General features: G+C 45.9%; 21 protein-coding genes. 14 read left to right on the forward strand and 7 right to left on the reverse strand.

From position 1 onward, the window contains the following. Positions 1–10 precede the first annotated feature (10 nt). Both I8J31_RS10125 and I8J31_RS10130 read right to left on the reverse strand, forming a co-directional pair. Positions 11–1,561 carry a sugar ABC transporter ATP-binding protein gene (locus I8J31_RS10125; RefSeq protein WP_199468394.1) on the reverse strand — a complete coding sequence of 517 codons (1,551 nt, stop codon included), beginning with the start codon at positions 1,559–1,561 and terminating at the stop codon, positions 11–13. Positions 1,562–1,660: 99 nt separating this feature from the next. Then, on the reverse strand, positions 1,661–2,587 hold the full coding sequence (locus I8J31_RS10130) for a sugar ABC transporter substrate-binding protein (protein ID WP_199468395.1): 927 nt from the start codon (positions 2,585–2,587) through the stop codon (positions 1,661–1,663). 341 nt (positions 2,588–2,928) lie between these two features. Here I8J31_RS10130 and iolG point away from each other — a divergent pair, with 341 nt between their 5' ends. The 6 genes from iolG (at position 2,929) to I8J31_RS10160 (ending at position 11,720) form a co-directional block, all read left to right on the forward strand. Then, the gene (gene iolG, locus I8J31_RS10135; RefSeq protein WP_199468396.1) at positions 2,929–3,939 is read left to right on the forward strand and encodes a bifunctional inositol 2-dehydrogenase/D-chiro-inositol 1-dehydrogenase; all 1,011 of its coding nucleotides are present in this window, start codon (positions 2,929–2,931) and stop codon (positions 3,937–3,939) included. Between the two features lie 314 nt (positions 3,940–4,253). Then, complete coding sequence (locus tag I8J31_RS10140) at positions 4,254–6,212, forward strand: bifunctional 5-dehydro-2-deoxygluconokinase/5-dehydro-2-deoxyphosphogluconate aldolase (protein WP_199468397.1); 1,959 nt, start codon at positions 4,254–4,256, stop codon at positions 6,210–6,212. Between the two features lie 11 nt (positions 6,213–6,223). After that, entirely contained in the window at positions 6,224–8,074 is a 1,851-nt protein-coding gene (gene iolD / locus I8J31_RS10145) for a 3D-(3,5/4)-trihydroxycyclohexane-1,2-dione acylhydrolase (decyclizing) (protein WP_199468398.1), read from the forward strand. Between the two features lie 82 nt (positions 8,075–8,156). Further along, on the forward strand, positions 8,157–9,056 hold the full coding sequence (iolE, locus tag I8J31_RS10150) for a myo-inosose-2 dehydratase (RefSeq protein ID WP_199468400.1): 900 nt from the start codon (positions 8,157–8,159) through the stop codon (positions 9,054–9,056). A gap of 49 nt (positions 9,057–9,105) precedes the next feature. Beyond that, on the forward strand, positions 9,106–10,608 hold the full coding sequence (locus I8J31_RS10155; RefSeq protein ID WP_199468402.1) for a CoA-acylating methylmalonate-semialdehyde dehydrogenase: 1,503 nt from the start codon (positions 9,106–9,108) through the stop codon (positions 10,606–10,608). Between the two features lie 392 nt (positions 10,609–11,000). Beyond that, complete coding sequence (locus I8J31_RS10160) at positions 11,001–11,720, forward strand: alpha-ketoglutarate-dependent dioxygenase AlkB family protein (RefSeq protein WP_199468404.1); 720 nt, start codon at positions 11,001–11,003, stop codon at positions 11,718–11,720. Between the two features lie 100 nt (positions 11,721–11,820). On the opposite strand, the gene I8J31_RS10165 is transcribed toward I8J31_RS10160, so the two are convergent. Beyond that, entirely contained in the window at positions 11,821–12,246 is a 426-nt protein-coding gene (locus I8J31_RS10165) for a DedA family protein (protein ID WP_199468406.1), read from the reverse strand. Between the two features lie 304 nt (positions 12,247–12,550). On the opposite strand from I8J31_RS10165, the gene I8J31_RS10170 reads away from it, so the two are divergent. After that, positions 12,551–13,765: a winged helix-turn-helix domain-containing protein gene (locus I8J31_RS10170; RefSeq protein ID WP_199468408.1), complete on the forward strand. Its 1,215-nt coding sequence runs from the start codon at positions 12,551–12,553 to the stop codon at positions 13,763–13,765. A gap of 84 nt (positions 13,766–13,849) precedes the next feature. Here I8J31_RS10170 and I8J31_RS10175 read toward each other — a convergent pair whose 3' ends face one another. Further along, a complete protein-coding gene (locus tag I8J31_RS10175) occupies positions 13,850–14,395 on the reverse strand; it encodes a sigma-70 family RNA polymerase sigma factor (protein WP_199468409.1) in 546 nt (181 codons plus the stop codon). A 17-nt stretch (positions 14,396–14,412) separates the two neighbouring features. Then, a complete protein-coding gene (locus I8J31_RS10180; RefSeq protein WP_199468410.1) occupies positions 14,413–14,586 on the reverse strand; it encodes a hypothetical protein in 174 nt (57 codons plus the stop codon). 176 nt (positions 14,587–14,762) lie between these two features. On the opposite strand from I8J31_RS10180, the gene I8J31_RS10185 reads away from it, so the two are divergent. From I8J31_RS10185 to olsF, 4 genes are all read left to right on the forward strand, one after another. Further along, positions 14,763–15,371 (forward strand): TetR/AcrR family transcriptional regulator, encoded by a 609-nt coding sequence (locus I8J31_RS10185; RefSeq protein WP_199468411.1) that lies wholly within the window; start codon positions 14,763–14,765, stop codon positions 15,369–15,371. Positions 15,372–15,449: 78 nt separating this feature from the next. Further along, positions 15,450–16,661: an Acg family FMN-binding oxidoreductase gene (locus I8J31_RS10190; RefSeq protein ID WP_199468412.1), complete on the forward strand. Its 1,212-nt coding sequence runs from the start codon at positions 15,450–15,452 to the stop codon at positions 16,659–16,661. 99 nt (positions 16,662–16,760) lie between these two features. Then, complete coding sequence (locus tag I8J31_RS10195; RefSeq protein ID WP_199468413.1) at positions 16,761–17,060, forward strand: DUF1330 domain-containing protein; 300 nt, start codon at positions 16,761–16,763, stop codon at positions 17,058–17,060. A 453-nt stretch (positions 17,061–17,513) separates the two neighbouring features. Then, complete coding sequence (olsF, locus tag I8J31_RS10200; protein WP_199468414.1) at positions 17,514–19,244, forward strand: bifunctional ornithine lipid synthase OlsF; 1,731 nt, start codon at positions 17,514–17,516, stop codon at positions 19,242–19,244. Between the two features lie 103 nt (positions 19,245–19,347). Here the strand turns inward: olsF and I8J31_RS21010 are convergent, their stop codons facing one another. Then, positions 19,348–19,482 (reverse strand): hypothetical protein, encoded by a 135-nt coding sequence (locus I8J31_RS21010; RefSeq protein WP_267905889.1) that lies wholly within the window; start codon positions 19,480–19,482, stop codon positions 19,348–19,350. Between the two features lie 332 nt (positions 19,483–19,814). Here I8J31_RS21010 and I8J31_RS10205 point away from each other — a divergent pair, with 332 nt between their 5' ends. The 3 genes from I8J31_RS10205 (at position 19,815) to betA (ending at position 23,553) form a co-directional block, all read left to right on the forward strand. Further along, positions 19,815–20,120: an isoamylase early set domain-containing protein gene (locus I8J31_RS10205; RefSeq protein ID WP_199468416.1), complete on the forward strand. Its 306-nt coding sequence runs from the start codon at positions 19,815–19,817 to the stop codon at positions 20,118–20,120. A gap of 283 nt (positions 20,121–20,403) precedes the next feature. Then, positions 20,404–21,861 (forward strand): betaine-aldehyde dehydrogenase, encoded by a 1,458-nt coding sequence (betB, locus tag I8J31_RS10210; RefSeq protein WP_199468417.1) that lies wholly within the window; start codon positions 20,404–20,406, stop codon positions 21,859–21,861. A gap of 9 nt (positions 21,862–21,870) precedes the next feature. Next, positions 21,871–23,553: a choline dehydrogenase gene (gene betA / locus I8J31_RS10215; protein ID WP_199468420.1), complete on the forward strand. Its 1,683-nt coding sequence runs from the start codon at positions 21,871–21,873 to the stop codon at positions 23,551–23,553. Between the two features lie 99 nt (positions 23,554–23,652). On the opposite strand, the gene I8J31_RS10220 is transcribed toward betA, so the two are convergent. Continuing rightward, entirely contained in the window at positions 23,653–24,330 is a 678-nt protein-coding gene (locus I8J31_RS10220; protein WP_199468422.1) for a zinc metallopeptidase, read from the reverse strand. Between the last annotated feature and the right edge of the window lie 10 nt (positions 24,331–24,340).

The following is a 24,340-nucleotide window of genomic DNA, read 5'->3' on the forward strand; positions in this document are numbered from 1 at the left end:
CCCTAAATCATTATTGAGCAGCTAAACTCATCACAGAAACCTGATCCGCCTCTGAGCGATCTAAAATTCCAGTCACTCGCCCTTCATGCATTACCAAAACTCGGTCACTCATGCCAAGTACCTCCGGTAATTCAGAAGAGATCATCACCACAGCTACCCCCTTATGCGCTAATTTCGTCACTAAGGAGTGAATTTCGGCTTTCGCCCCTACATCAATGCCGCGGGTGGGCTCATCGAGAATCAAAATGCGTGGATTCGTCAGCAACCAACGGCCGATCAAAACTTTTTGTTGATTACCTCCGGAAAGGTTTTCAATGCTCTCTTCCATATCCGGGGTTTTTACCCGCAATTTACGGCACATTTCTTCCGATTCAACATCCAATGCCTGTTGATCAACAAAGCCGCCACCGTTAACAAAGTTTTCGTGTAGCACAGCGGACTGGATATTTTCTTGAATATCTAACGATAAGAAACAGCCGGTTTCTTTACGGTCTTCTGTCAAGAAAGCCATGCCTTTCAAAATAGCGTCATTGGGCGTCTTGATATGCACTTCTTCACCATCAATAAACACGCTACCAGAAGTCGCTGGTGTGACACCAAAAATAGCTTCTGCCACATTAGAACGTCCAGAGCCTACTAAACCCGCAAAGCCTAAAATTTCCCCCGCTCGAACATCGAAAGAAACATCATGAAATACCCCATCTAAAGAAAGGTTTTTAACCGATAATAAAACCTCGCCTATCTCTACCTCTTCTTTCGGGAACATTTGTGATACGTCACGGCCCACCATCATGTGGATGATTTCATCACGAGTCACATCCGCAGAAGCATGCGTCGCTATATATTTGCCATCACGAAAGACCGAAAACTCATCGGCAATTTCAAACAGCTCGTTCATTTTATGGGTGATATAAACAATACCAATGCCTCGCTCACGCAGGCTGCGAATGATCTCAAAAAGATGTGCTACTTCGGTTTCGGTAATAGCCGAAGTAGGCTCATCCATAATCAGCACATCAGAGTTGAAAGAAACCGCCTTAGCTATCTCTACCATCTGACGATTAGCAACCGACAAGTTACTAATCTCAGCGTCAGGATCAAGTTGAATATTTAAGCGCTCAAACAAATCGAGAGTCTGTGCTTTCATCTGATTATGATCAATCAGACCAAACTGATTCATCGGCTCTCGTCGAATCCAAATGTTTTCTGCTACCGTCATGGAATTCATCAGTAATAATTCCTGATGAATCATGGCAATGCCGGATTCTTGTGCTTTTAACGGGTTTTCTAGCGTTATAACGTCACCCCGCAAACGAACCTCACCGCTGTCAGGCTGATAAATACCCGCGATGACTTTCATAAGAGTGGATTTCCCAGCACCGTTCTCTCCCATTAGGGCATGAACCGTTCCAGGACGTACTTTTAAGGAAACATTATCCAGCGCCAAAACCCCAGGAAACTCTTTTCGTACGTTGGCCACTTCAAGCACATACTTGTACGCATGATCCTGAGGAACTGCATCACTCACAGGTAAGGTTTCCATAACTGCTGCGTTACTCATAACGCAATCCCTCCAAATTTCAATTAGGTCAGTGGGAGACCTTTCCACGACATCATAGGAAAAAAAGACACATTAACATCGAGAAAAGGTCTCAGTGGATTACTTCATGTAATTACTAAGATTTGCTGGAGTAACCAATTCAAATGGTACCCAAACCTTCTGATCTACATCGCTGCCTTTTGCCAATTTAACGGCAGCATCAACAGCACCACGACCTTGACCATTCGCACTTTGGAAAACAGTAACGTCTAGATCACCCGCTTTCATTGCCGCTAACGCGTCCGTCGTCGCATCAATGCCCGCAATCACAACAGAATCCATAGAACGACCTGATGCTTTCAATGCTTGAATGGCACCAATCGCCATTTCATCGTTATTAGAAACCACAGCATCAAATTGAATACCAGCGGCAATCCAGTTCGTCATCAAGTCGTTACCCTTGGTACGAGACCAATCTGCAGTTTGCTGCTGAACAATTTTTAACCCTGAACATTCAGGCGTGGCAATAACATCATGAATATCTTGTGTACGTTGCAATGCCGCTTGGTTGGTTAACTCACCCATCATAACCACCAAGTTACCTTTACCACCTAGCAAACGACACACTTCTTGCGTCTGCAAAGTACCAGAAACCACCTCATTAGAAGCAACAAAAGCTTGGTTGTCTGGAAGTAAATCAACGTTAATTGGTTGACGGTTAACGTAAATTAGAGGGATACCTGCCGCCTGCGCATCGTCTGAAATAGACAGAGTAGCATCCGTATCAACAGGGTTAACAATAATGGCATCAACACCAGAGGCGATGAAGTTTTGAACTTGGTTTAGCTGATTACCAACACCATTCTTAGCATCTTCTATTTGCACATCAACATCTTGTTCTTTAGCTGCTTCCTGAATACCGGTGCGCAAAGAAGTTAAGAAGTTATCGTCAAACAGAGCCATAGAAACACCGATTTTTAAATCAGCAGCAGACACAGAAGTGGCTAATAGAGTTGAAGCAATAGCGGTCAATACTAGTTTTTTCATTGGGCGTTTTCCTCGAATGTGAGAGCTTAAGCTCTCTCTTGTTTTTATTATTTCGGTAAAGCGCGTTCAAGACATCGCTTTCATCGCAATTATTTGAACTATAAACCTAATGGAACATATATATTCCATTGTTGACTTGCAATGGAATATACGTTCCAATTTGAGCTCTTAAGGCAATTTTGTCAAGTACATTGAAAGATCATTTTTAACAAAATGTTATTAACACAACTTTATCAAATGCAATCTCAGGTAAAGTTGCTTAAAAAAGATACGCTTGCGATACGAATGCTGGCGCATGACACAAACACATCAACAAAAAATAAGTAAAAGGAAAACGATAAATGGCCATCACAGTCGGAGTAATAGGTACAGGCGCCATTGGTGCCGATCACGCGCGTCGTATCACCCAGACACTAACAGGTGCAGAGGTCATCGCCCTCACTGATGTGAACCTTGAGCAAGCAGAAACCGTAAAAAACACCCTAAAACTCAACGCCACCGTTTACGCCGATGGTCATGAGCTAATCGCTAATAGCGGCGTTGATGCGGTACTGGTCACCTCCTGGGGCGCAACCCACGAAGAATACGTGCTAGCCGCCATCAAAGCAGGCAAATACGTATTCTGTGAGAAACCTCTTGCCACCACAGCGCAGGGCTGCCAAAACATAGTGGATGCCGAAATGGCGGCGGGCAAACGCCTTGTCCAAGTCGGTTTCATGCGCCCCTATGACTCTGGTTACAAAATGCTCAAACAAGCCATCGATTCAGGAGAGATAGGCACACCACTCATGATTCATGCCGCTCACCGCAACCAATCGGTTGGCAAAAACTACAACACGCCTATGGCCATTCACGACACACTGATTCATGAATTAGACGTGTTCCGATGGTTACTAGACGATGAATACGTCAGCACACAAGTAGTATTCCCGCGCAAAACAACCTTTGCCCACGATCAATTAGCTGACCCACAAATTGTCTTGCTTGAAACCAAAAAAGGCGTGCGCATCGATGTCGAAGTCTTTGTTAACTGCCAATACGGTTACGACATTCAATGTGCTGTTGTTGGCGAACAAGGCATTGCTAACCTACCAGAACCCCAAGCCATCACCATGCGCAAAAACGCCCAACTAGGTAACGCCCTATTGACGGATTGGAAAGACCGCTTCATTGACTCTTACGATGTGGAGTTACAAGACTTTTTTGATGGCATCAGTGCCAACAAACTAACCGGACCCTCTTCATGGAACGGCTTGGCAGCCGCCATTGCCAGTGATGCCTGCGTCACTGCCCAACAAAGCGGTCAGATAGAAAAAATCAACCTACCAGAGCGCCCTGAACTGTATCGTTGATTAAAATAAAAAACGGGGAGGAAAACTTCTCCCCCGTTTTTTTTGAAATATATCTTCCAAATTTCAAAAACACTTTGCTAGAAAAGCCTTAAAAAAATCATACTAGAATCCATAAACAACCATTTCAAATTGATTTATAAGGAATTTTTTTGAAAAAACCACCATGGATATTTTTATTCTAAAGTGTTGAACAAATGGAATATATATTCTAATCTAGGGCTTATGGTTACCAACAATAATAAGCAACAGCCAGAGATGGTGGATTCAGCCTCAAGAATCGTCATATTTAAAGCTGGTACGGGAAAGGAAATAAGATGCACAATCACAAAAAACTAGATTTGATCTGCCTTGGCCGTGCTGCCGTCGATCTTTATTCTGAACAAATAGGCAGCCGTTTAGAAGATGTCAGCAGTTTCGCAAAATACCTTGGTGGTTCTTCAGGCAACATGGCCTTTGGTACCGCACGCCTTGGCCTTAAAAGCGCCATGCTGACCCGTGTCGGTAATGAGCACATGGGGCGTTTTGTGCGTGAAGAGCTCGAACGCGCTGGCGTCGACACCAGCCATGTCATTACAGACCCACAACGGCTTACCGCTCTAGTAATACTCGGTATTAAAGATCAAGACACCTTTCCACTGATCTTCTACCGCAACGATTGTGCCGACATGGCAGTCAGCAAAGATGACTTTGATGCCGACTTCATAGGTTCAGCAAAAGCCCTAGTCATCTCAGGGACACACTTCTCCACTGAAAGCACCTACGAAACCAGCAAACAAGCCATTGCCTATGCAAAACAAGCTGGCACGAAATGCGCACTAGACATAGATTACCGCCCCGTCCTTTGGGGACTGACTAATCCTGGTGACGGTGAGACACGTTTTATTTCGAACGAAAAAGTATCGGCTCATTTACAAAGCATTTTAGGGGATTTCGACCTGATCGTCGGTACCGAAGAAGAAGTGCACATAGCAGGCGGCAGCACAAACACTATTACCGCACTGAAAAAGATTCGTGAACTCAGCACAGCGACCATTGTGCTTAAGCTGGGCTCCCAAGGCTGTACCGTGCTAGAAGGCGACATACCAGACAGTGAAAACGACTTTGAGTTACACACTGGTGTGCGTGTTGACGTAATGAACGTTCTAGGCGCTGGCGATGCTTTTATAAGTGGCTACCTACGCGGCTGGATTCGTAACGAGTCCCCTACTAAATGTTGTGTCTACGCCAATGCTTGCGGTGCGCTCGTGGTCTCTCGCCATGGTTGCGCGCCTGCGATTCCAAGCGCCGAAGAATTAGACAACTACATCGCCCGTGCAGAAAGCATTGAACGCCCTGATCTTGACCAAGAATTGAATCATCTACACAGGGTCACCACAGAACGCTTACCTTATGACTGGCAAGACCTGTGTATTCTCGCTTTTGACCATCGCAAACAATTGTTTGATATGGCCAAACAAGCGGGTGCCGATCTTGGTCGTATAAAAACCTTAAAACGCCTCATGGTAGAGGCCCTAGAAGTGGGTTCCAAACAACTAGGCAGCAGCCAATACGGGGTCTTAATCGACGACACCTATGGTCAAGATGCCCTTAACGATGTCACAGGTAAAGGGCTTTGGATTGGCCGCCCTGTTGAACTGCCGAGCTCGCGCCCCATCGAACTAGAAGGTGGCCGCAGCATTGGTTCACGTCTAAAGAGCTGGCCCAAAGAGCACATTGTAAAATGTTTGGTGTTCTACCACTCTCAGGATGAAGTCGAGCTACGCGTAGCCCAAGAGCGCCAAGTCATCGAACTCTATAAAGCTTGCTGTATGTCTGGTCATGAATTTTTATTAGAAATCATCCCACCACGGGACAAAGAACATGATGACAGCGTCTTCACCGACACCATACAGCGCTTCTATCATCTCAATGTACGGCCAGATTGGTGGAAACTGCCACCACAATCTAAATCTAACTGGCAGGCCATTACCGACATAGTAAACAAGTACGATAAGCATTGTCGCGGTGTGGTGATGCTAGGCCTAGATGCCCCAATGGAAGAACTCAAAGAAGGCTTTGCCAACAGCGCAGGCTTTGATATTTGCAAAGGGTTCGCCGTTGGCCGTTCTATTTTCAGTGGCCCAAGTCGCGAATGGTTAGCCAATCGCTATACAGATCAGCAATTCATTGATGGCATTGTTGCCAACTACCTAGAATTGGTGGCGTATTGGAAACAACGCTATGACCATTCATCGCTAAGCGATTCATCACAACTCGCCCAAGAACAGGCTTAAAGGGAAAATACATGAACACCATTAGACTTACCATGGCACAAGCCGTTGTGCGTTACATGATGGCGCAAAAAATTGCGACCGACAGCGGCGTTCAACCCATGTTCGCGGGCGTTTGGGGCATCTTTGGTCACGGCAACGTCGCCGGGCTGGGTGAAGCCCTTTACCAAGTCAAAGAGCAATTACCAACTTACCGTGCCCACAACGAACAAGGCATGGCCCATGCAGCCATTGCCTATGCGAAAACCAAAAACCGTCAGCAAATGATGGCCTGTACTGCCTCGGCAGGCCCCGGATCATTAAATATGGTCACCGCGGCGGCAGTGGCCCATGTGAATCGTATTCCCGTGCTGTTCCTACCGGGTGACACCTTTGCCACCCGTGTCCCTGACCCTGTGCTGCAACAGGTAGAAAATTTCCACGACATGACGCTCACTTCCAACGATTGCTTCCGTCCAGTCAGCCGATTCTTTGATCGCATTACCCGACCAGAACAATTGCTCGCTTCATTGCCACAGGCGATTCGCGTTTTGCTGGACCCCATCGAATGCGGCCCAGCCACCTTGGCCTTACCACAAGATGTGCAAACCATGGCATTTGATTATCCGGTAGATTTCTTCCAAGAAAAAATTCACCGTTTACGTCGTCAAGGGCCGGATCAGCACGAACTCGAAGCCGCCATTGAACTGATTCGCCAAGCGAAAAAGCCGGTTGTGATTGCTGGAGGCGGGCTTCACTATTCAGCGGCGTTAAACGAATTCGATCAGTTTGTCAGCGACCTACACTTGCCAGTAGGTGAAACCCAAGCAGGCAAAGGCGCTTTGGTTTGGGATCACCCACAAAATATGGGCTCCGTCGGCGTGACCGGCGCAGCGGCGGCCAACACATTATTCAGCCAAGCGGATCTTGTCATCGCCGTAGGTACACGTTTGGGGGACTTCACCACGGGGTCCCGTGCCATGATTCGCCCAGACGCTAAGATTCTCAGCCTCAATGTGGCCTCATTTGATGCTATCAAGCACAAAGCCCAAGCTCTCGTCGGCGATGCCAAACTCACACTTCCACTATTAAGCCATGCATTAAAAGGCTGGAAAGTGGCGGATGAGTGGAATGCACAGGCACAAAACGAGCGCCTAAGCTGGAACGCGATTGTCGATAACGCCATGGCAGATAAAGGGCTGGACTTACCCACAGACGCCCAAGTGATTGGCGCTGTCAATCGTGCTGCTGGCAAAAACGACATGGTACTGTGTGCCGCGGGTGGTTTACCGGGTGAATTGCATAAACTTTGGCGCACCAGTCATCCCCGTGGTTACCACATGGAATATGGCTATTCCTGTATGGGCTACGAATTAGCGGGTGGTTTAGGTGCCAAAATGGCCCACCCAGAGGGCGACGTCTACGTCATGGTCGGCGACGGTTCTTACCTAATGATGAATTCCGAAATCGCCACTTCCGTGATGCTCGGCCACAAGGTCATCATGGTCGTGTTAGACAACCGTGGCTTTGGTTGCATAAACCGTCTACAGCAAGCAGGTGGTGGCGCAGGCTTCAATAACCTATTGGAAGATTGCTTAACCGTGCCAGAAGGCGCACCAAAAACCGACTTCGCCGCCCATGCCAAAGCATTGGGGGCAAATGCTGAAAAAGTCGCCAACATCGCCGAGTTAGAACAGGCTCTCATTCGCGCTAAATCGTCACCGATAAGTTACCTAATCACCTTAGACACCGACCCGCTTGCCACCACGCAAGAAGGCGGCCATTGGTGGGATGTAGCCCTAGCGGAAGTATCAGAACGCGAACAAGTACGCGATGCCCGTAAAGCATACGAACAACACAAAGCGCGTCAATTTAACAACCTATAACATTTATTTTGCTGTTGAGGCGGTTCCAACAGGCACAAACGCCATCACTTTGGACAACCTCATCGATTGGAGAAGAATAACAATGAGCATCAGAATCGGCATCAACCCTCTCACTTGGACCAATGATGACATGCCAGCACTAGGAGCAGACACGCCTTTGGAAGTCTGCCTAACAGAAGGCAAACAAGCTGGCTTTAGTGGTTTTGAATTAGGACAGAAATTCCCCCGTACACCGGAAGTCCTTGGCCCTATTTTAGAAGCCCACAATCTAGACTTGGTATCGGGTTGGTTCAGCGGCGAACTGCTTACACGCAGTGTAGAGGAAGAAATCAAGGCCATTCAGCCACATCTTCACCTGTTAAAAACCCTTGGTGCCAAAGTCATGGTGTACTGCGAAGTCACCGACTGCATTCATGGCAAACAGGACACACCGCTTTCCCACCGACCAAGAATAAGCGAAATGCAAATCGCCGAAATGGGTAAAAAACTCACCCAAGTGGCAGATTACTGCTTGGCTCAAGGGGTACAAATCGCCTACCACCATCACATGGGCACAGTGATAGAAAGCCAAGAAGAAGTCGAGTTATTAATGAAACACACCGGGCCATCTGTCGGGCTGTTGATCGATACAGGTCACCTGACCTTCGCTGGTGGCAACCCATTAGAAGTTCAAGCCAAATACGCAGATCGCGTGGTCCATGTGCATTGCAAAGACCTACGCCCTGAAATCTTAAAAGACGCAAAAAACCGCGATCTAAGTTTCCTAGACGCCATGCTCAACGGCGTGTTCACCGTCCCCGGTGATGGCTTTATCGACTACACAAGTTTGTTCAAACAACTTAAGGCCAGCAACTATTCAGGTTGGTTAGTAGTCGAGGCAGAGCAAGACCCTGCCGTCGCCCATCCGCTGACGTATGCCACATTAGGCGCCGACAATCTCAAAGCACTTTGTGCAGAAACACAACTCGATCTGATCAACTAAATTCTCCCTTACACTCGCTTCCCCAAGCGACAAGATAAAAGGTAAGCACATGAAAACGTTAGGCAATTATATCAATGGTCAACAAACTCCAAGTAAAAGTGGTCGTCTCGGTCCTGTTTACAACCCAGCAACGGGCGCACAAAGCATAAGCGTCGCGCTTTCCAGTGCTGACGAAACCCGCACCGCCATTGCTTCGGCCGAAGAAGCGTTTAAAACCTGGAGCAAGGTCACACCGCTTAACCGAGCCCGCGTTATGTTCAAGTTTAAAGCACTACTGGAGCAACACGCCGACGAAATCGCCGAAATGATCACCAACGAACACGGTAAAGTCTTCTCAGATGCCAAAGGCGAACTCACCCGTGGTCTCGAAGTAGTGGAATTTGCCTGTGGTATTCCACATCTACAAAAAGGTGAACACAGCCTAAACGTCGGTCGTGGCGTAGACAGCATGTCCTTGATGCAACCACTGGGTGTGTGCGCTGGTATTTCCCCTTTCAACTTCCCAGCCATGGTACCAATGTGGATGTTCCCTGTCGCCATCGCTTGCGGTAACAGCTTCGTCATGAAGCCATCAGAAAAAGACCCTTCTGTACCGTTACGTTTGGCGGAATTGCTTAGCGAAGCCGGCCTTCCTGATGGCGTCTTCAACATAGTCAACGGTGACAAAGAAGCGGTAGACGTACTGCTAACAGACGAACGTATTCAAGCGGTAAGCTTTGTTGGTTCAACACCCATCGCGGAATACATTTACGCCACAGCGTCTGCCCATGGCAAACGTGTACAAGCCCTAGGTGGCGCGAAAAACCACATGATTGTGATGCCAGATGCGGACCCAAACCAAGTGGTTGGCTCCCTAATGGGTGCGGCTTACGGTTCTGCTGGCGAACGCTGCATGGCAATTTCCGTTGCAGTTTGTGTGGGCGATGAAGTGGCCGACAACCTAGTAGAAAAAATCAGCAAAGAAATCGACGGCATGCGTGTTGGACCAGGCGTTGGACTACCAGAAGAAGCTCACATGGGACCGGTCATTTCCAAAGAACATTGCGCAAAAATCAAAGACTACATCACCATTGGCGTAGAAGAAGGCGCCACACTCATTCGTGATGGTCGCGACTTTGTTTATCCGGGCAACGAAAACGGCTACTTCGTTGGGCCAACCCTGTTTGACCATGTTAAAGAAGGCATGCGCATTCATAACGAAGAAATTTTTGGCCCAGTATTGTGTGTGGTTCGTGCCGAAAGCTACCAACAAGCGCTGGATATGATCAACGCCCATGAATACGGTAACGGTACTTCTATCTTCACCCGTGATGGCGATACTGCTCGTCAATTCTGTGAAGACGTTCAAGTAGGCATGGTCGGTGTTAACGTGCCGATTCCTGTGCCTATGGCGTTCCACAGCTTTGGTGGCTGGAAACGCTCCTTGTTCGGCCCTCTGCACATGCATGGGCCAGATGGTGTGCGTTTTTACACTCGCATGAAAACCATCACCGCTCGCTGGCCTACAGGCCTACGCGCTGGTGCAGAATTCTCTATGCCAACGATGAAGTAAAAAACGCTTAGAAAGAATGACTCTGTCGCACTGGTTTTAGTAGTTAGCCTCCTGACTCAGCAGCGACATTTGCCCACCTAATTAGGTGGGCATTTTTTTTGCGGTTACTCAGAAACAGTCCGATGTATCAATTCAGCAGTGCGGCGTTTCTCTTCGACTCTTTAAACTAGGTACGACCGCCTACCTCATTGAAACACCGCACTGCCTCAACTCATTTAGCTTTGTACTAGCAAAAAGTGAAAGGTCTTCTTAAGCAATCAAAAGTCAGCCATTATTGCTTGAGAAGCATTAGAGTTAGCAAAACAGTCTCGTACAAGATGTCATTGATACGATAAACCAGATACATTATCTGAAAATTGCCAGTGCAGTCATACCAAAAGTGAATATAAAAAATGGATCTATTCCGTCAGTCTATTGAACAACCAGACAACCTCCTTCCGAAAGATGGGGTCGTAAAATACTACGGTGAACTCGTTTCGCTGGCATCTGCTGACGATTATTTTAATCGTTTACTCACTGCCATCGAATGGAAAAATGATGAAGCGGTTATTTACGGAAAACGCATCATTACCAAAAGAAAAGTCGCTTGGTACGCTGATCACGCGTTTGAATACACCTACTCAAACATCACTAAGCGCGCTCTTCCATGGACGAGCGAGTTATTAGAACTTAAAACACTCGTTGAACAAAAAACCGGCGAACACTTTAACGCTTGCCTGTTAAATCTGTACCACGATGGCAGCGAAGGTATGGCATGGCACAGCGATGGAGAGAAAGACTTGAAAAGAAATGGTGCAATTGCCTCATTGAGTTTTGGGGCAGAAAGAAAGTTTGCTTTTAAACACAAAGCCAGTAAAGAAACCCTTGCTCTGGTATTGGAACACGGTAGCCTTTTGGTTATGCAAGGCACCACGCAAACCTATTGGCAACATCGTTTACCGCCAACCAAAAAAGTAACAGAGCCAAGAATTAACTTAACGTTCCGAACCATTGTTAACGACAATAACACGACGCCATCTAATACAAAAAGAGAACCCCCACTCGACGGGCATGATATCCAGCAGATTCAAAGTGACTTAGGGCGGTCTCTCACGGTTCGCCATCCCATGTAGGAAACCGCTAAAAATACAAACAGTAGAACGAGGCTTACCCTGCTCCACTGTTCGTTAATGAGGTTTTCTAATGTGCGGCCAAAAAGATAGCCAACCCCCACTAATAGCGCTGCCCACAATGCGGCTGATGACGCATTAAGCAAGGTGAATTTACGCCATCTAATGTCAGTAAGTGCGACAGGTAAAGCGCCAATAGTCGCATGCCTTTGGGATAGCGGTAAATAAACATATACGCTAAGCCATAGCGATCTAAGAGTTTTTTAGCTGCCGCCGCTAACCGAGCGAATCTGGGGCGTGAGTTCACAAAGTCATCGCCATATTTTCGTACCAAGTGAAAACGCAGCTCATCGCCCAAATAACCGCCACAAAACACCACTAAAATAACCAGTGAGATATCCAAGTAGCCATACTGCGCCGCCATTCCTGCAAACAAAGGGAGAGCACCACTTTTCATGGCGCAGTACATAAATATGACAGGGTAGGAAAGATGACCGTATTCGCTCAGTAAATTTAGCAGGGTGTCCATTTGTCGCTCTTCGATTTAATCTATGCATGCATTGTAATGAATAAAGACCATCAGAGTAACGTTAAAGCTCACCTCACTTGATAAGGTCGCGGAATAAAACACCTCTTATTCTATCGAGATAAGACCTTTGCACGAAGTCACGAGCGAAGCCAAAACGAGGCAAAAATAGACGAAAAAGCGGAGTTTATGGGTTATAAATGAGCATTTTGAGTCTATTTTTAACAAAGTGTTGACGAGCACAGTAGTCGTGAAAAGGTCTCGAGATAAAAATAAAAACGGCTAAATTAGTTGCACAAGGATCATCATGATTAAAATGAAGCACCCAAAAGAGTTGATGCGTTTACGTCGTCTTGCCCTAGCAGCACAAGGGCTATTACAGGTACAACCTTTTGGGGCGGGGTTATTGGGGGCTAAAAAAGCCATTAATCATATAGGTTACGTGCAGATCGATACCATTTCTGTGGTCGAGCGAGCGCACCATCATACACTTCACTCTAGGGTGCCGAATTTCAAACCCGAGATGATGAACAAAATGCTGTTAGATGGCGATATTTTTGAGTACTGGTCACACGCAGCGGCGTTTTTGCCCATCGATGATTTTCGCTTTTCCTTACCTTACAAACACGCCCTTAAAAGCGGTCAAATTCATTGGTATAAAAACCCTGACCACAAGCTCATGGCCGAACTCTTAGCACGCATCAAAACAGAGGGACCATTGCGCTCCCGAGACATAGAAACGAAAACCATAAAAGGTGCTGGTTGGTGGGATTGGAAACCAGCCAAAAAGGCGCTCGAACAGTTGTACATGCAAGGTGACCTAATAGTCAGCCGCCGCGAAGGTTTCCAAAAAATGTATGATCTCACCGAGCGAGTATTGCCCTCTCAAATCAACTCAACCATGCCCAGCGTGGAAGAGTTTGCCACCCATCTGCTGGATCAACAATTACGCTGCCATGGCTTGGTTTCACTGAAAGGGCTAACCTATTTGCGCCGCAATACAGAGCTACGAAAAACCATGAAAACCTTGCTCAACGAAAGGTTAACACAAGGTATGTTAGAAGAAGTTCAAGTAACCAATGGCGAGCAATTCTTCCTAGAAACAGGTGCGCTTGAGCGCCCTATGCCCCGTTCGAATAATCGTCTGCTGATTCTTTCACCATTCGACAACAGTGTTATCCAACGGGAGCGACTCAGAAATCTGTTTCAATTCGACTATCAAATAGAATGTTATGTGCCGGCCGCCAAACGACAGTATGGTTACTTTAGCTTGCCGCTGCTTTACCGTGATGCATTCATTGGACGCATGGATTGCAAAGCCCATAGGAAAGACCGTCATTTAGAAATCAAATCACTGCATTTAGAACAACACAACTTTGACCAAGAGTTGATCATTGCCGCATTTGTTGAGGCCATGACCCCATTCTGTCATTTCCAAAACTGTGACACAGTGTCTTTAACCAAAGCCGACCCCAAGCACCTCTTTCATCCCTTGAACAAAGCACTAGAGTCTCTCGCCTAACTCACTGGGAGGGGGTTAATCGGTAGCAAAATAAAGCCCTCTGCTCCAGCATACGTTAGCGGATAGCACTATGAGGTTGTTTTCTTATCCCACCACTTGGCAGCCACACTCACTCTTACATTGGGTATCGGCTCTGCCATCAATGAACTCAATGCGGCAGCAGGCTAAAAGCTTTTTCTTTAACAGTACTCGACCTCGCCTCAAACGTGATTTTACCGCTGATAAACTCAAACCTTCATGTTCTGCAATCTCTTTCTGTTTTATGGCATCTAGCTCACTGGCTAACAGTATTGAGCTAACGCTTGTGGGTAAATCAGAAATTAACACCCGAATGCAAACATGCAGCTCAAACGCTTGCTGCTCAGGTTCAATATCCGTGATTAAGGTTTCAGCAACGTCTGTATACTCAAACGGTAATTTTCTGCTGCGATAGTAATCAATAATTTTATTTCGACATATCTGATACAGCCATGGCTGCAGTTTTGTGTGATCTTCCAAGGTATCAATGTTTTTAATCACCTGAACAAAGACCTCTTGAAGTATGTCTTCAGCGATAGACCTATCATTCACTTTAGTAGTAATGAAGTTGAGAAGTTTTCGATGAAACTCCTGCCAAATTATCTCAATCATATAGACACCTAGAATGACTAGGGGTCTCCATGAGACCCCCAGTCAAATGGGTTAACAGCAGGACGATTTTTCTTGCCCACAATCACATTCACAGCGCTGGCAGCAATCATTATCCGCACAACAATGAGTATTGTCACAGCGACATGAACAATGCTGATCATCGGCACAGCATGTAGCGTTTTTATTTTCATCAGTTTTCATAGTATAGCCTTCCTATATGTTGTTGGTTCACATAGAGAGACGTGACTCCCTGCAAAAGGATGCACATTTTTATGGAAAGATTTATGTTGACAAGTCACCATTTGGTGACTAATTTGTCACTACTTAGTGACAAAGACCTTAAAAAAACATACAGAGTCTAGATGCAATGGCCAGAGACAGAAAAGAAACCGAACAGCGTTTAGTGGAAGCCGCAGGGCGTGTGTTAGCTAGAGACGGCTTTAAGAAACTTGGCGTTAATGCCATTGCCCGTGAAGCCAACCTAGATAAAGTACTTATCTATCGCTATTTTGATGGCTTATCTGGGTTAATTGATGCCTATGCACGTCAGGGTGATTTTTGGCCTTCGACCGAGGAATTGCTGGGTGAGGATTTAGCCGAGTTTAAACAACGCTCTTTGAGCGACCAGCTTAGCCAGATCGTCGATAACTACGCCGCAGGGATTCGTCGTCGGCCCCTTACCTTGCAAATTTTGGCTTGGGAAATGGTGGAAAGAAACGAACTAACAATGCATTTGGAAAAGGTCAGAGAAAAGTCTGGTGCCAAGTTATTTGAGTGGGTTTGGTACGACGATAAAGCCACCGCCGACAGCCAAATAGATATCGAAGCACTCATGACTCTGTTTTCAGCCTGTACCAATTACCTAGCAGCAAGAAGTACCAGTATCCGTGTGTTTAATGGCATTGATATTAGCGAAGAAGATGGCTGGCAACGCCTAACCAATATGATGAAAAAAATATGCCATTCGCTACTTTAGCGTTTGGTTTTTTTTGCTCTAAAAGTCACCGATAAGTGACAAATAAATTAATGAATACCAACACAAAAGGAAAACACCATGGAAAATCAGACAAAAAATTTAACTCGTAGAAAGCTGCTCAAAAGCAGCCTTAAGGTTACTGGAGGCATAGCCGTTGCGGTATCGGGCGGCCTTGTTTATCGCGCTGTCGAAGAAGATATGTTTTCTCCCTTTGATGGCCCTGCTTACCAGCCATGGAAATCGTGGAAAACAGACCCTCTGAGTTTTCCTCTGGTCACGGTGCAAATGGCGATATTAGCTGCAAATCCCCACAACACTCAGCCTTGGCTATTTAAAGTCCATCAGGATTCCATCGAAATATTTGCAGACAGGCGTAGACATCTGGGCAGCTTTGACCCATTTCGCCGGGAGATGCAAATAGGCCTTGGCTGCGCCATTGAAAACATGACGTTAGCAGCCAAAGCCCATGGCTATGATTCTCAGGTCGAGGTGATCCAAGGAGCATTGGCAGAGCACCCTATCACAGAGGGCATAGACAAAATTGCGACCGTCTCATTCACCCAGGGCATTGCCGAGAATACTTCGCTGTATCAAGCCATTGCGCACCGCCATACTGATCGCAACCCTTACGATGTCACAAAAAGTATTCCGGATGACATGATTCAGGCGTTTGCCACTGAGTGCCAAGCCCACGCCTGCCGACTGGATATTTTCGAGCATGGCAAAGCGCGGCAATCTATCGATCTCCTAATGAACAAAGCAACACAAGCCATAGTGCAAGATGAAGAAATGGTGATGGACAGCACCCGTTGGTTGAGAACCACAGACAAAGCCATTCAAACCCATCGCGATGGCCCGACGCTCGATGGCGCAGGGCTTTCCCCAATGATTCGAGTGCTAGCAAAAATATTTCCCGATCCCACACCGTTAGAAGGCCACCGCATATGGGCCACTGCCACAAAGGAGTCTCATTTAGCGACCGCCGCTGCCATTGGACTGATTTCAATCCGCCATCGTTATAGCAAAGCGGAAAACCTAACCGTCGGTCGCCTATGGCAACGCCTGCATCTCATGGCAACCGTTGCGGGCCTATCCATGCACCCAATGAATCAACCAGTGGAATGGGTAGATAGGCAAAAGCAGTTAGGCCAAGCCAATAGTGCAGAACAACACTTGTCTCTACTCGCGGGTGGGGCCGCTTGGCAAACTACCTTTGCGTTTCGCATGGGCTACCCTACTGTGCCTGCCGTGCCGAGCCCACGAAAGCCGGTTAAAGAAAGCCTAATTTGAATCGCCTATCCGGAACGTTACACGGATGTTTTCTTACGCTAGTGAAAAGTTAAGAATTCCTCTAGTATCAAATAAAAAATAATGTTGCAGGGTTATAAAATGACAGTATTAGCCATTATAGAAACGAACATTACTGATCCCTCATGGATTGAAGCATACACAAAAGAAGTGACTCCTATGGTCTTAGATCTCGGAGGGCGATACCTAACAAGAACCGACAACATTGAATTGCTTGAAGGGGATGAAAAACCTCAGTTTTCAGTCGTCGTAGAATTCCCATCAAAAGAAGTTGCCCTAGGGTTTTATCATTCTAAAGAATATGAACCCTACAAAAAAGCTCGGCACGCAGGCTCTACAAGTAAATTTCTATTGGTTCCAATAGAGAATGGCGCAGAATAGCAAGGTGGGCCTGCCTTGCTAGACAAACTTTTACTTATAGTGAGACCATGGATAGTCAGTCATTAACAAGACTAGGTTTAATGAATACCGTGAATAAAAACAACATTTCGTATTCCGCTAATCACTCCGTAACAAATAGTGGAACTCAACCTGTTGTTTTCTGTTGCTTGGTTTCATGTAGATTATGAGCCACATGTGCAGAGTTTCTATCAAGACTGTGGGTTCAAGACAACTGCTGCCGGGTTGTTAAAAATCGAATAAGCCAACAGCACAAAAATGAGTTTAGCCGATACATCTAAACTACCTTTACCTTCCCTATAATCCTCAGTGTATCTTTTTCATTTATGACAATTGGTCATCATTTCGCCATACAACCGTCACCTAGTTGTCACATATCCGTTCTAATCTGAGTGTTATAAGCAAAGAGATTATGACCCCAAACGGAGCACCACTGTGATACAAGTAGAGCAATTGATTGCCAGTAAATCGCCTCAATTTTTCGACAAGAGCCCACTAATAACTCGTCCTACGTTGAGCGTGTTAAAACGCTTATTCCACGAAAGTGAGGTTAACCACTTCCTGGAAAAGAACGACGACTGTGTCGGCTTCGAATTTATTGACCGAGTACTGGACCATTTCAATTTTGGCTATCAGGTGAGTCAGGTTGACCGTCGTAATATTCCAGCCAGTGGTCGTATGATGATCATTGCGAATCATCCTCTTGGTGCTTTAGATGGCTTAGCTTTGCTGCGCTTAGTGGGTGAAATCCGTCCCGATGTAAAAATAGTCGGTAACGATTTATTAATGGGCTTCGATGGCTTGAAAAACTTGGTTTTACCCGTAGACAATATGGGGGGCAGGACAGGACGCCAACAATTAAAAGCCATTATGAATTGCCTACATAATGAAGAAGCGGTGATTATTTTCCCTGCGGGTGAAGTGTCTCGTATGTCGCCAAGCGGTGTAAAAGACCAACGCTGGAATCATAACTATTTAAAATTGGCACAAAAGACTAATAGCCCACTATTACCAGTGCACATTGGCGGCCGCAATTCCATGTTGTTTTACACCAGCTCCATCGTATACCGCCCACTTTCTACCATTCAACTTGCTAACGAAATGTTCCGCCAAAAAAACCGTAAAATCCCCATGCAAGTTGGTCAGGCTATTCCAATTCAAGAATTAGCCAAGTTGCCATTGAGCGACAAAGAAAAAAACAAATTGGTAAAGCGTCATCTGTACCGTATTGCAAAGGGGAAAAAGCCTTTGCTCAAAACAGAAAAAACCATTGAACACCCACAGAATCGCCAGTTAATTCGTAATGAGTTAAAGCAATCTGAACACCTTGGCAGCACCAAAGACAACAAACAGATTTACTTATTCGATTACGATCAAAGCTCTGTCACCATGAAAGAAATCGGTCGCCTGCGCGAAATCGCTTTTCGAAAAGTCGGCGAAGGGACAGGAGAGCGTTCTGATCTAGATAAGTTCGATCAACATTATCGCCACCTAGTATTGTGGGATGAAGAAGAGCTAGAAATTGTCGGTTCCTACCGGATTGGGGAAGTTGCTCGCTATATGCGTGACGACAGCAAGAATAAAATCTACAGTGCCGAACTGTTCCGCTACTCCTGCGATATGGAACCTTATTTTGAACAAGGTATCGAATTAGGTCGCAGCTTTATACAGCCTAAATACTGGGGTAAACGTAGCTTGGATTATCTCTGGTATGGCATTGGCGCTTACCTAGATAGACACCCAGACATCCGCTACATGTTTGGCCCCGTCAGTTTGAGTAACAGTTACCCACAGGTAGCAAAAGACTTTATTGTCTCCTTCTACCAGCTGTACTTTGCAGACAAAGAACATTTGGCTCGCTCTTTCACACCGTATCAGGTCAACCCGGAACATAGAGACATTATCTCAAACATATTTACTGGGGATAATTACGAAGACGACTTTAAGATTTTAAAAGAACAACTTAGCCATTTTGGTGCTAGCGTGCCGACGCTGTACAAGCAGTACAGTGAACTGTGTGAACAAGGTGGCGTTCGTTTCTTAGACTTTGGAGTCGATGCCGACTTTGGTTATTGTGTCGATGGGCTAGTATTAGTGGATCTAAACGCCATCAAAGAAGCGAAAAACAAACGCTATCGCGGACACAATAGGGTCAATACGCTGTAGCCTCTCAGACCTAAACAGAAAAAGAAAATAGAAAAAAGGCATGGAAATCATCGCCATGCCTTTTGAATTTTCATGCATCCTTAGCAACAACTCAGCAACGGCACTAATGTAAGCCATGATGATTATGTGGATGATGAGATGGGTCTTTTTTTTTCTTATTTTTAACTGTGATCAAATAGATAATCTTACCAATCAGCGCTAAGAACAAAATAAGAAGAACAGCCATTTGTATGCTCATACCCTTACCTCCTGTTTTCTCTGCTACATGTTTAGTTTAGTACGACAAGGAATAAAACGAGCTTATTTTTGCTTAAATTGCACCAAACCATGACATAGATCGGGTTCTTTTCTACACTAAAAGAGCAAAGCATGATGGTTTGCTCTTAGAAAATGCAGCACTTGTGAAGAGTTTTGAGGGCAATAGAAAAAAAACCTAATAAATTAATCACTTGCTATGTATGGCGCAGGACTTGCTTTCAAAGCAAGGAATTGTCCTTTGGGATAATGCGCTAATAAACCAACCAATTATTCACTAACCTTTCACCTCGACAATGGACACAGGAGCTGGAAATGATTGAGAAAAAATATTTAAAAACCAAACCAGAATGCAAAGTGAAATTCGCTTTATCTTCGGACATCGTTGGTAGCGCGAATAAAATTGCAGTCGTTGGCGACTTTAACAATTGGGATGCTTCCGCTAACCCAATGCGCAAACAAAAATCAGGTGTTTTTGCCTCGACGCTCAGTTTAGAAGTCGATAACAGCTATCAATTTCGTTATGTCATCGATGGTAAACAATGGCTAAATGACGACATGGCAGATGCTTATGTCCATAGCCCAATCAGTCATGAAACCAATTGCGTCATCAGTATTTAACCTATCTTATCAAGAACGCTCCCTGTTTAATCGACTAGACAGGGAGCGTTTTTTTGTCTCCCGATCCATTTAAAATAATTTCCAATTAACCTATAAACACAATTTATTACGCCATTTAGCGACTATTGTTAGTAACGAAAATAAGAGCGGGCTGCAATGTATAGCCAAAAAGTGTACAATTATTTTTATTAAACGAGCGTTTAATAAAAAATACAAATGACGAAGACTGCAAACGTCTATCCAGCCGACGCTCACCATACATACAATTAAGAGAGGTTTACCCATGGCACATAAGCAGCAATACATCCACGGCCGCTACCATGCATCTACCAGCGGAGAACACTTTGAAAGCATTAATCCTGCCACTGGGGAAGTGATTGCCACAGTTGAACACGCAGGCCAAGCAGAACTCGATGCCGCCGTTGAATCAGCGAAACAAGGCCAAAAAATGTGGGCTGCAATGAGCCCTGTTGAACGTGGTCGTATTCTAAAAAAAGCGGCTGAGTTACTTCGTGAGCACAACGAAGAATTAGCAAAATTAGAAGTACAAGACTGCGGCAAACCGATTCAAGAAGCGATTTGTGTTGATATCGAAACAGGCGCAGACGTGATCGAATATTACGCAGGCCTAACAGACAAAATTCAAGGCGAATACCAGGACCTTGGCAATGGCAATTTTTTCTACACTCGCCGCGAGCCACTCGGTATTTGCGCAGGTATTGGCGCATGGAACTACCCGATTCAAATCGCCATGTGGAAATCAGGCCCAGCGCTTGCTGCTGGCAACGCAATGATTTTTAAACCATCGGAAGAAACCCCCTTATCGGCACTAAAATTGGCCGAAATCTACACTCAAGCGGGCTTACCGGATGGCGTGTTCAACGTCATCCAAGGGGATGGGCGTACCGGACAGATGATCACCAACCACCCTGAAATTGATAAAGTGTCCTTCACCGGTGAAGTCGGTACAGGTAAAAAAGTCATGTCAGCTTCTGCACAATCCTTAAAAGAAGTCACCATGGAGTTGGGGGGTAAATCACCCATGATCATCTTCCCGGACATGCCTGTTGATCAAGCCGTCTCTGGCGCCATGCTAGCGAACTTCTACACTCAAGGAGAAGTTTGCACTAACGGGACACGAGTTTTCGTACACGCCGACATGATGGACGCTTTCACCAAAGAATTGAAAACTCGCACCGAAGCCATGATAGTGGGCGATCCAATGGACATGGACACACAAGTTGGCGCACTCATTTCGAAAGACCACATGCAAAAAGTACTCGGTTATATCCAAGCGGCAAAAGACGCCGGTGCCACCTTACTTTGTGGCGGTTACCAAGTCACCGAAAACGGTTTAGACAAAGGCGCATTCGTCGCGCCAACTGTCTTCACTAATTGCACCGACGATATGCCTCAGGTACAAGAAGAAATCTTCGGCCCTGTGATGTCTGTTCTAAGCTTCACCGACGAAGACGAAGTCATCAAACGTGCTAACGATACCAAGTTTGGCTTGGCCGCAGGCGTCTTTACCAAAGACTTCGCCCGTGCTCACCGAGTTATCAACCAAATGCAGGCTGGTATTTGCTGGATCAACGCATGGGGCTCCTCTCCAGCGGAAATGCCAGTGGGTGGTTATAAAGAGTCTGGTATTGGTCGTGAAAATGGCATAGATACCTTATACCACTACACTCAAAACAAGAGCGTTTTTGTCGATCTAAACGACGTTCAAAACCCTTATTAAGAGGCAAGCATGGCAAATCAAATATACGATTACATTATCGTGGGTGCGGGCTCTGCGGGCTGTGTACTGGCAGATCGACTCACACAAAGCGGCGAAAATACCGTTCTCCTATTAGAAATGGGCGGTTCGGATAAAAGTATTTTTATCCAAATGCCGACCGCCCTGTCTTACCCAATGAACACAGAAAAATACGCTTGGCAATTTCATACCGACAAAGAACCTGCGCTGGATAATCGTGAAATGCATTGCCCTCGCGGCAAAGTTTTAGGTGGCTCTTCTTCTATTAACGGCATGGTATACGTTCGTGGCCACGCCTGTGATTTTGATCAATGGGAAGAAAACGGCGCCAAAGGTTGGAACTACCAAAGCTGCCTGCCTTACTTCAAAAAAGCAGAATCTTGGAAAGGCGGTGCAGACCTCTATCGTGGCGGAAATGGCCCATTAACGACCAATAACGGCAACGATATGACCTATAACCCCTTGTATCAAGCCTTTATTGATGCAGGCAACAAAGCAGGATACGGAAAAACCGACGACTACAATGGCTTTCGTCAAGAAGGTTTTGGCCCCATGCATATGACGGTTAAAAATGGTGTGCGCGCTTCCACGTCTAATGCCTATCTACGTCGTGCGATGCAACGCCCTAACCTGACGCTAAAAACCGGGGTGCTGAGTCATAAGGTCATATTTGCGGACTCAGAAACAGAAGGTAAAAAAGCCGTTGGCATAGAATTCAGTAAAAATGGTCAAATTAGCCAAGCCAATGCCAGTAAAGAAGTTATTCTTTCCGCTGGTTCCGTTGGCTCTCCGCAATTATTGCAATTGTCAGGGGTTGGCCCGAAAGACGTCCTAGAGAAAGCTGGCGTCCCACTGGTTCATGAGCTACCAGGTGTTGGTGAGAACTTACAGGATCATTTGGAAGTCTATTTCCAGTACCACTGTAAGGAACCAGTCACTCTTAATGGCAAGCTAGGCTTGATTAGTAAGGGCCTAATAGGGACTCGCTGGATCTTATTCAAAGATGGCTTAGGTGCCACCAACCACTTTGAATCCTGCGGCTTTATTCGTTCCCGTGCGGGTTTGAAATGGCCAAACATTCAATACCACTTCCTACCAGCGGCCATGCGTTATGATGGCCAAGCCGCCGTAGACGGACATGGCTTCCAAGTGCATGTTGGACCAAACAAGCCAGAAAGCCGTGGCAAGTTATGGATCGAGTCCGCTGACCCAACAGCCAAGCCTCGTATCCTGTTCAATTACATTTCAACAGAACAAGATAAACAAGACTGGCGGGATACCATTCGACTGACCCGTGAAGTACTGCAACAATCCCCATTGGACGCTTACCGTGGTGATGAAATTCAGCCCGGACTGAATATTCAGAGCGATGAAGAAATCGACCAATGGGTAAAGGAAAATGTAGAAAGCGCTTACCACCCGTCTTGTACTTGCAAAATGGGCGACGACAAGGACCCTATGGCTGTATTGAACGAAGCCTGCCAAGTACGTGGCATAGAAAACCTTCGAGTGGTAGATTCATCCATTTTCCCTACTATCACCAATGGTAACTTGAATGCACCGACCATCATGGTCGCCGAAAAAGCAGCGGACATGATTCTGGGTAAAGAAGCATTACCAAGCCTAGAAGCGCCCGTTTGGATTCATCCTGAATTTGAAACTAAGCAACGCTAAACACAGTTTAAGACACACTCGAGCAATAAAAAAACACCCGCATGAAGTCAATTCATACGGGTGTTTTAGCTTCCGCTTAATGTCAGCCAAACTCAAAAGTCAGCGTTTAAACCAACGCCAAACAAAAAGTACTTGTAACAGTGCAGCCGACACATAGGTCATCGCACAGGCCGTCAAAATGCGTTTCACTTTAGGTAGATCCTGCTCAGGTATGTAATTCCCTTGCGCTAAAATAGGCAGCGCTTTGTTGAAACTGGCGTCCCACTCTTCTGGCAGCATGACCAGTTGAACAAATACAGCTAACAAACCAGATAAGCCCACGACCATCGCGTGTAATGCCACTGCATAAGGCAAATGCAATATCACAGAAATTAGCGGCCATCCTACTAATAAGCCTGCGGTAATACGTCGAGCAACATGAGCAAAAGGCAAATAGCGCGTGCTTAATTTCGAAATAGGTTGCTGCTTTTCATGAGCAATCGCGTGCCCTATTTCATGAGCCGCCACAGCAACCGCCGTCAGCGAGCGACCATTAAACACACTCGGGCTTAAACGCACTGCATGCTGTACAAAATCAAAATGATCATGGCCTTCTTGCGTAGTTTCAACTTTAACGGCATCAAGTTCAAAACGCTTAACCAAGTGTTTAGCAAGCTCACCCCCAGAACCGGGTAAGTCTTTACGCTCTGTGGTATAGCGTTTCAGGGTAAACTTCACCCACATACTTGGGCCGACAATCAGACCAAGGGCAATAATAATTAAAGCAACCCACAACATGTTTTTACCC

Source organism: Marinomonas transparens, from assembly GCF_016463975.1.
GTDB lineage: Bacteria > Pseudomonadota > Gammaproteobacteria > Pseudomonadales > Marinomonadaceae > Marinomonas > Marinomonas transparens.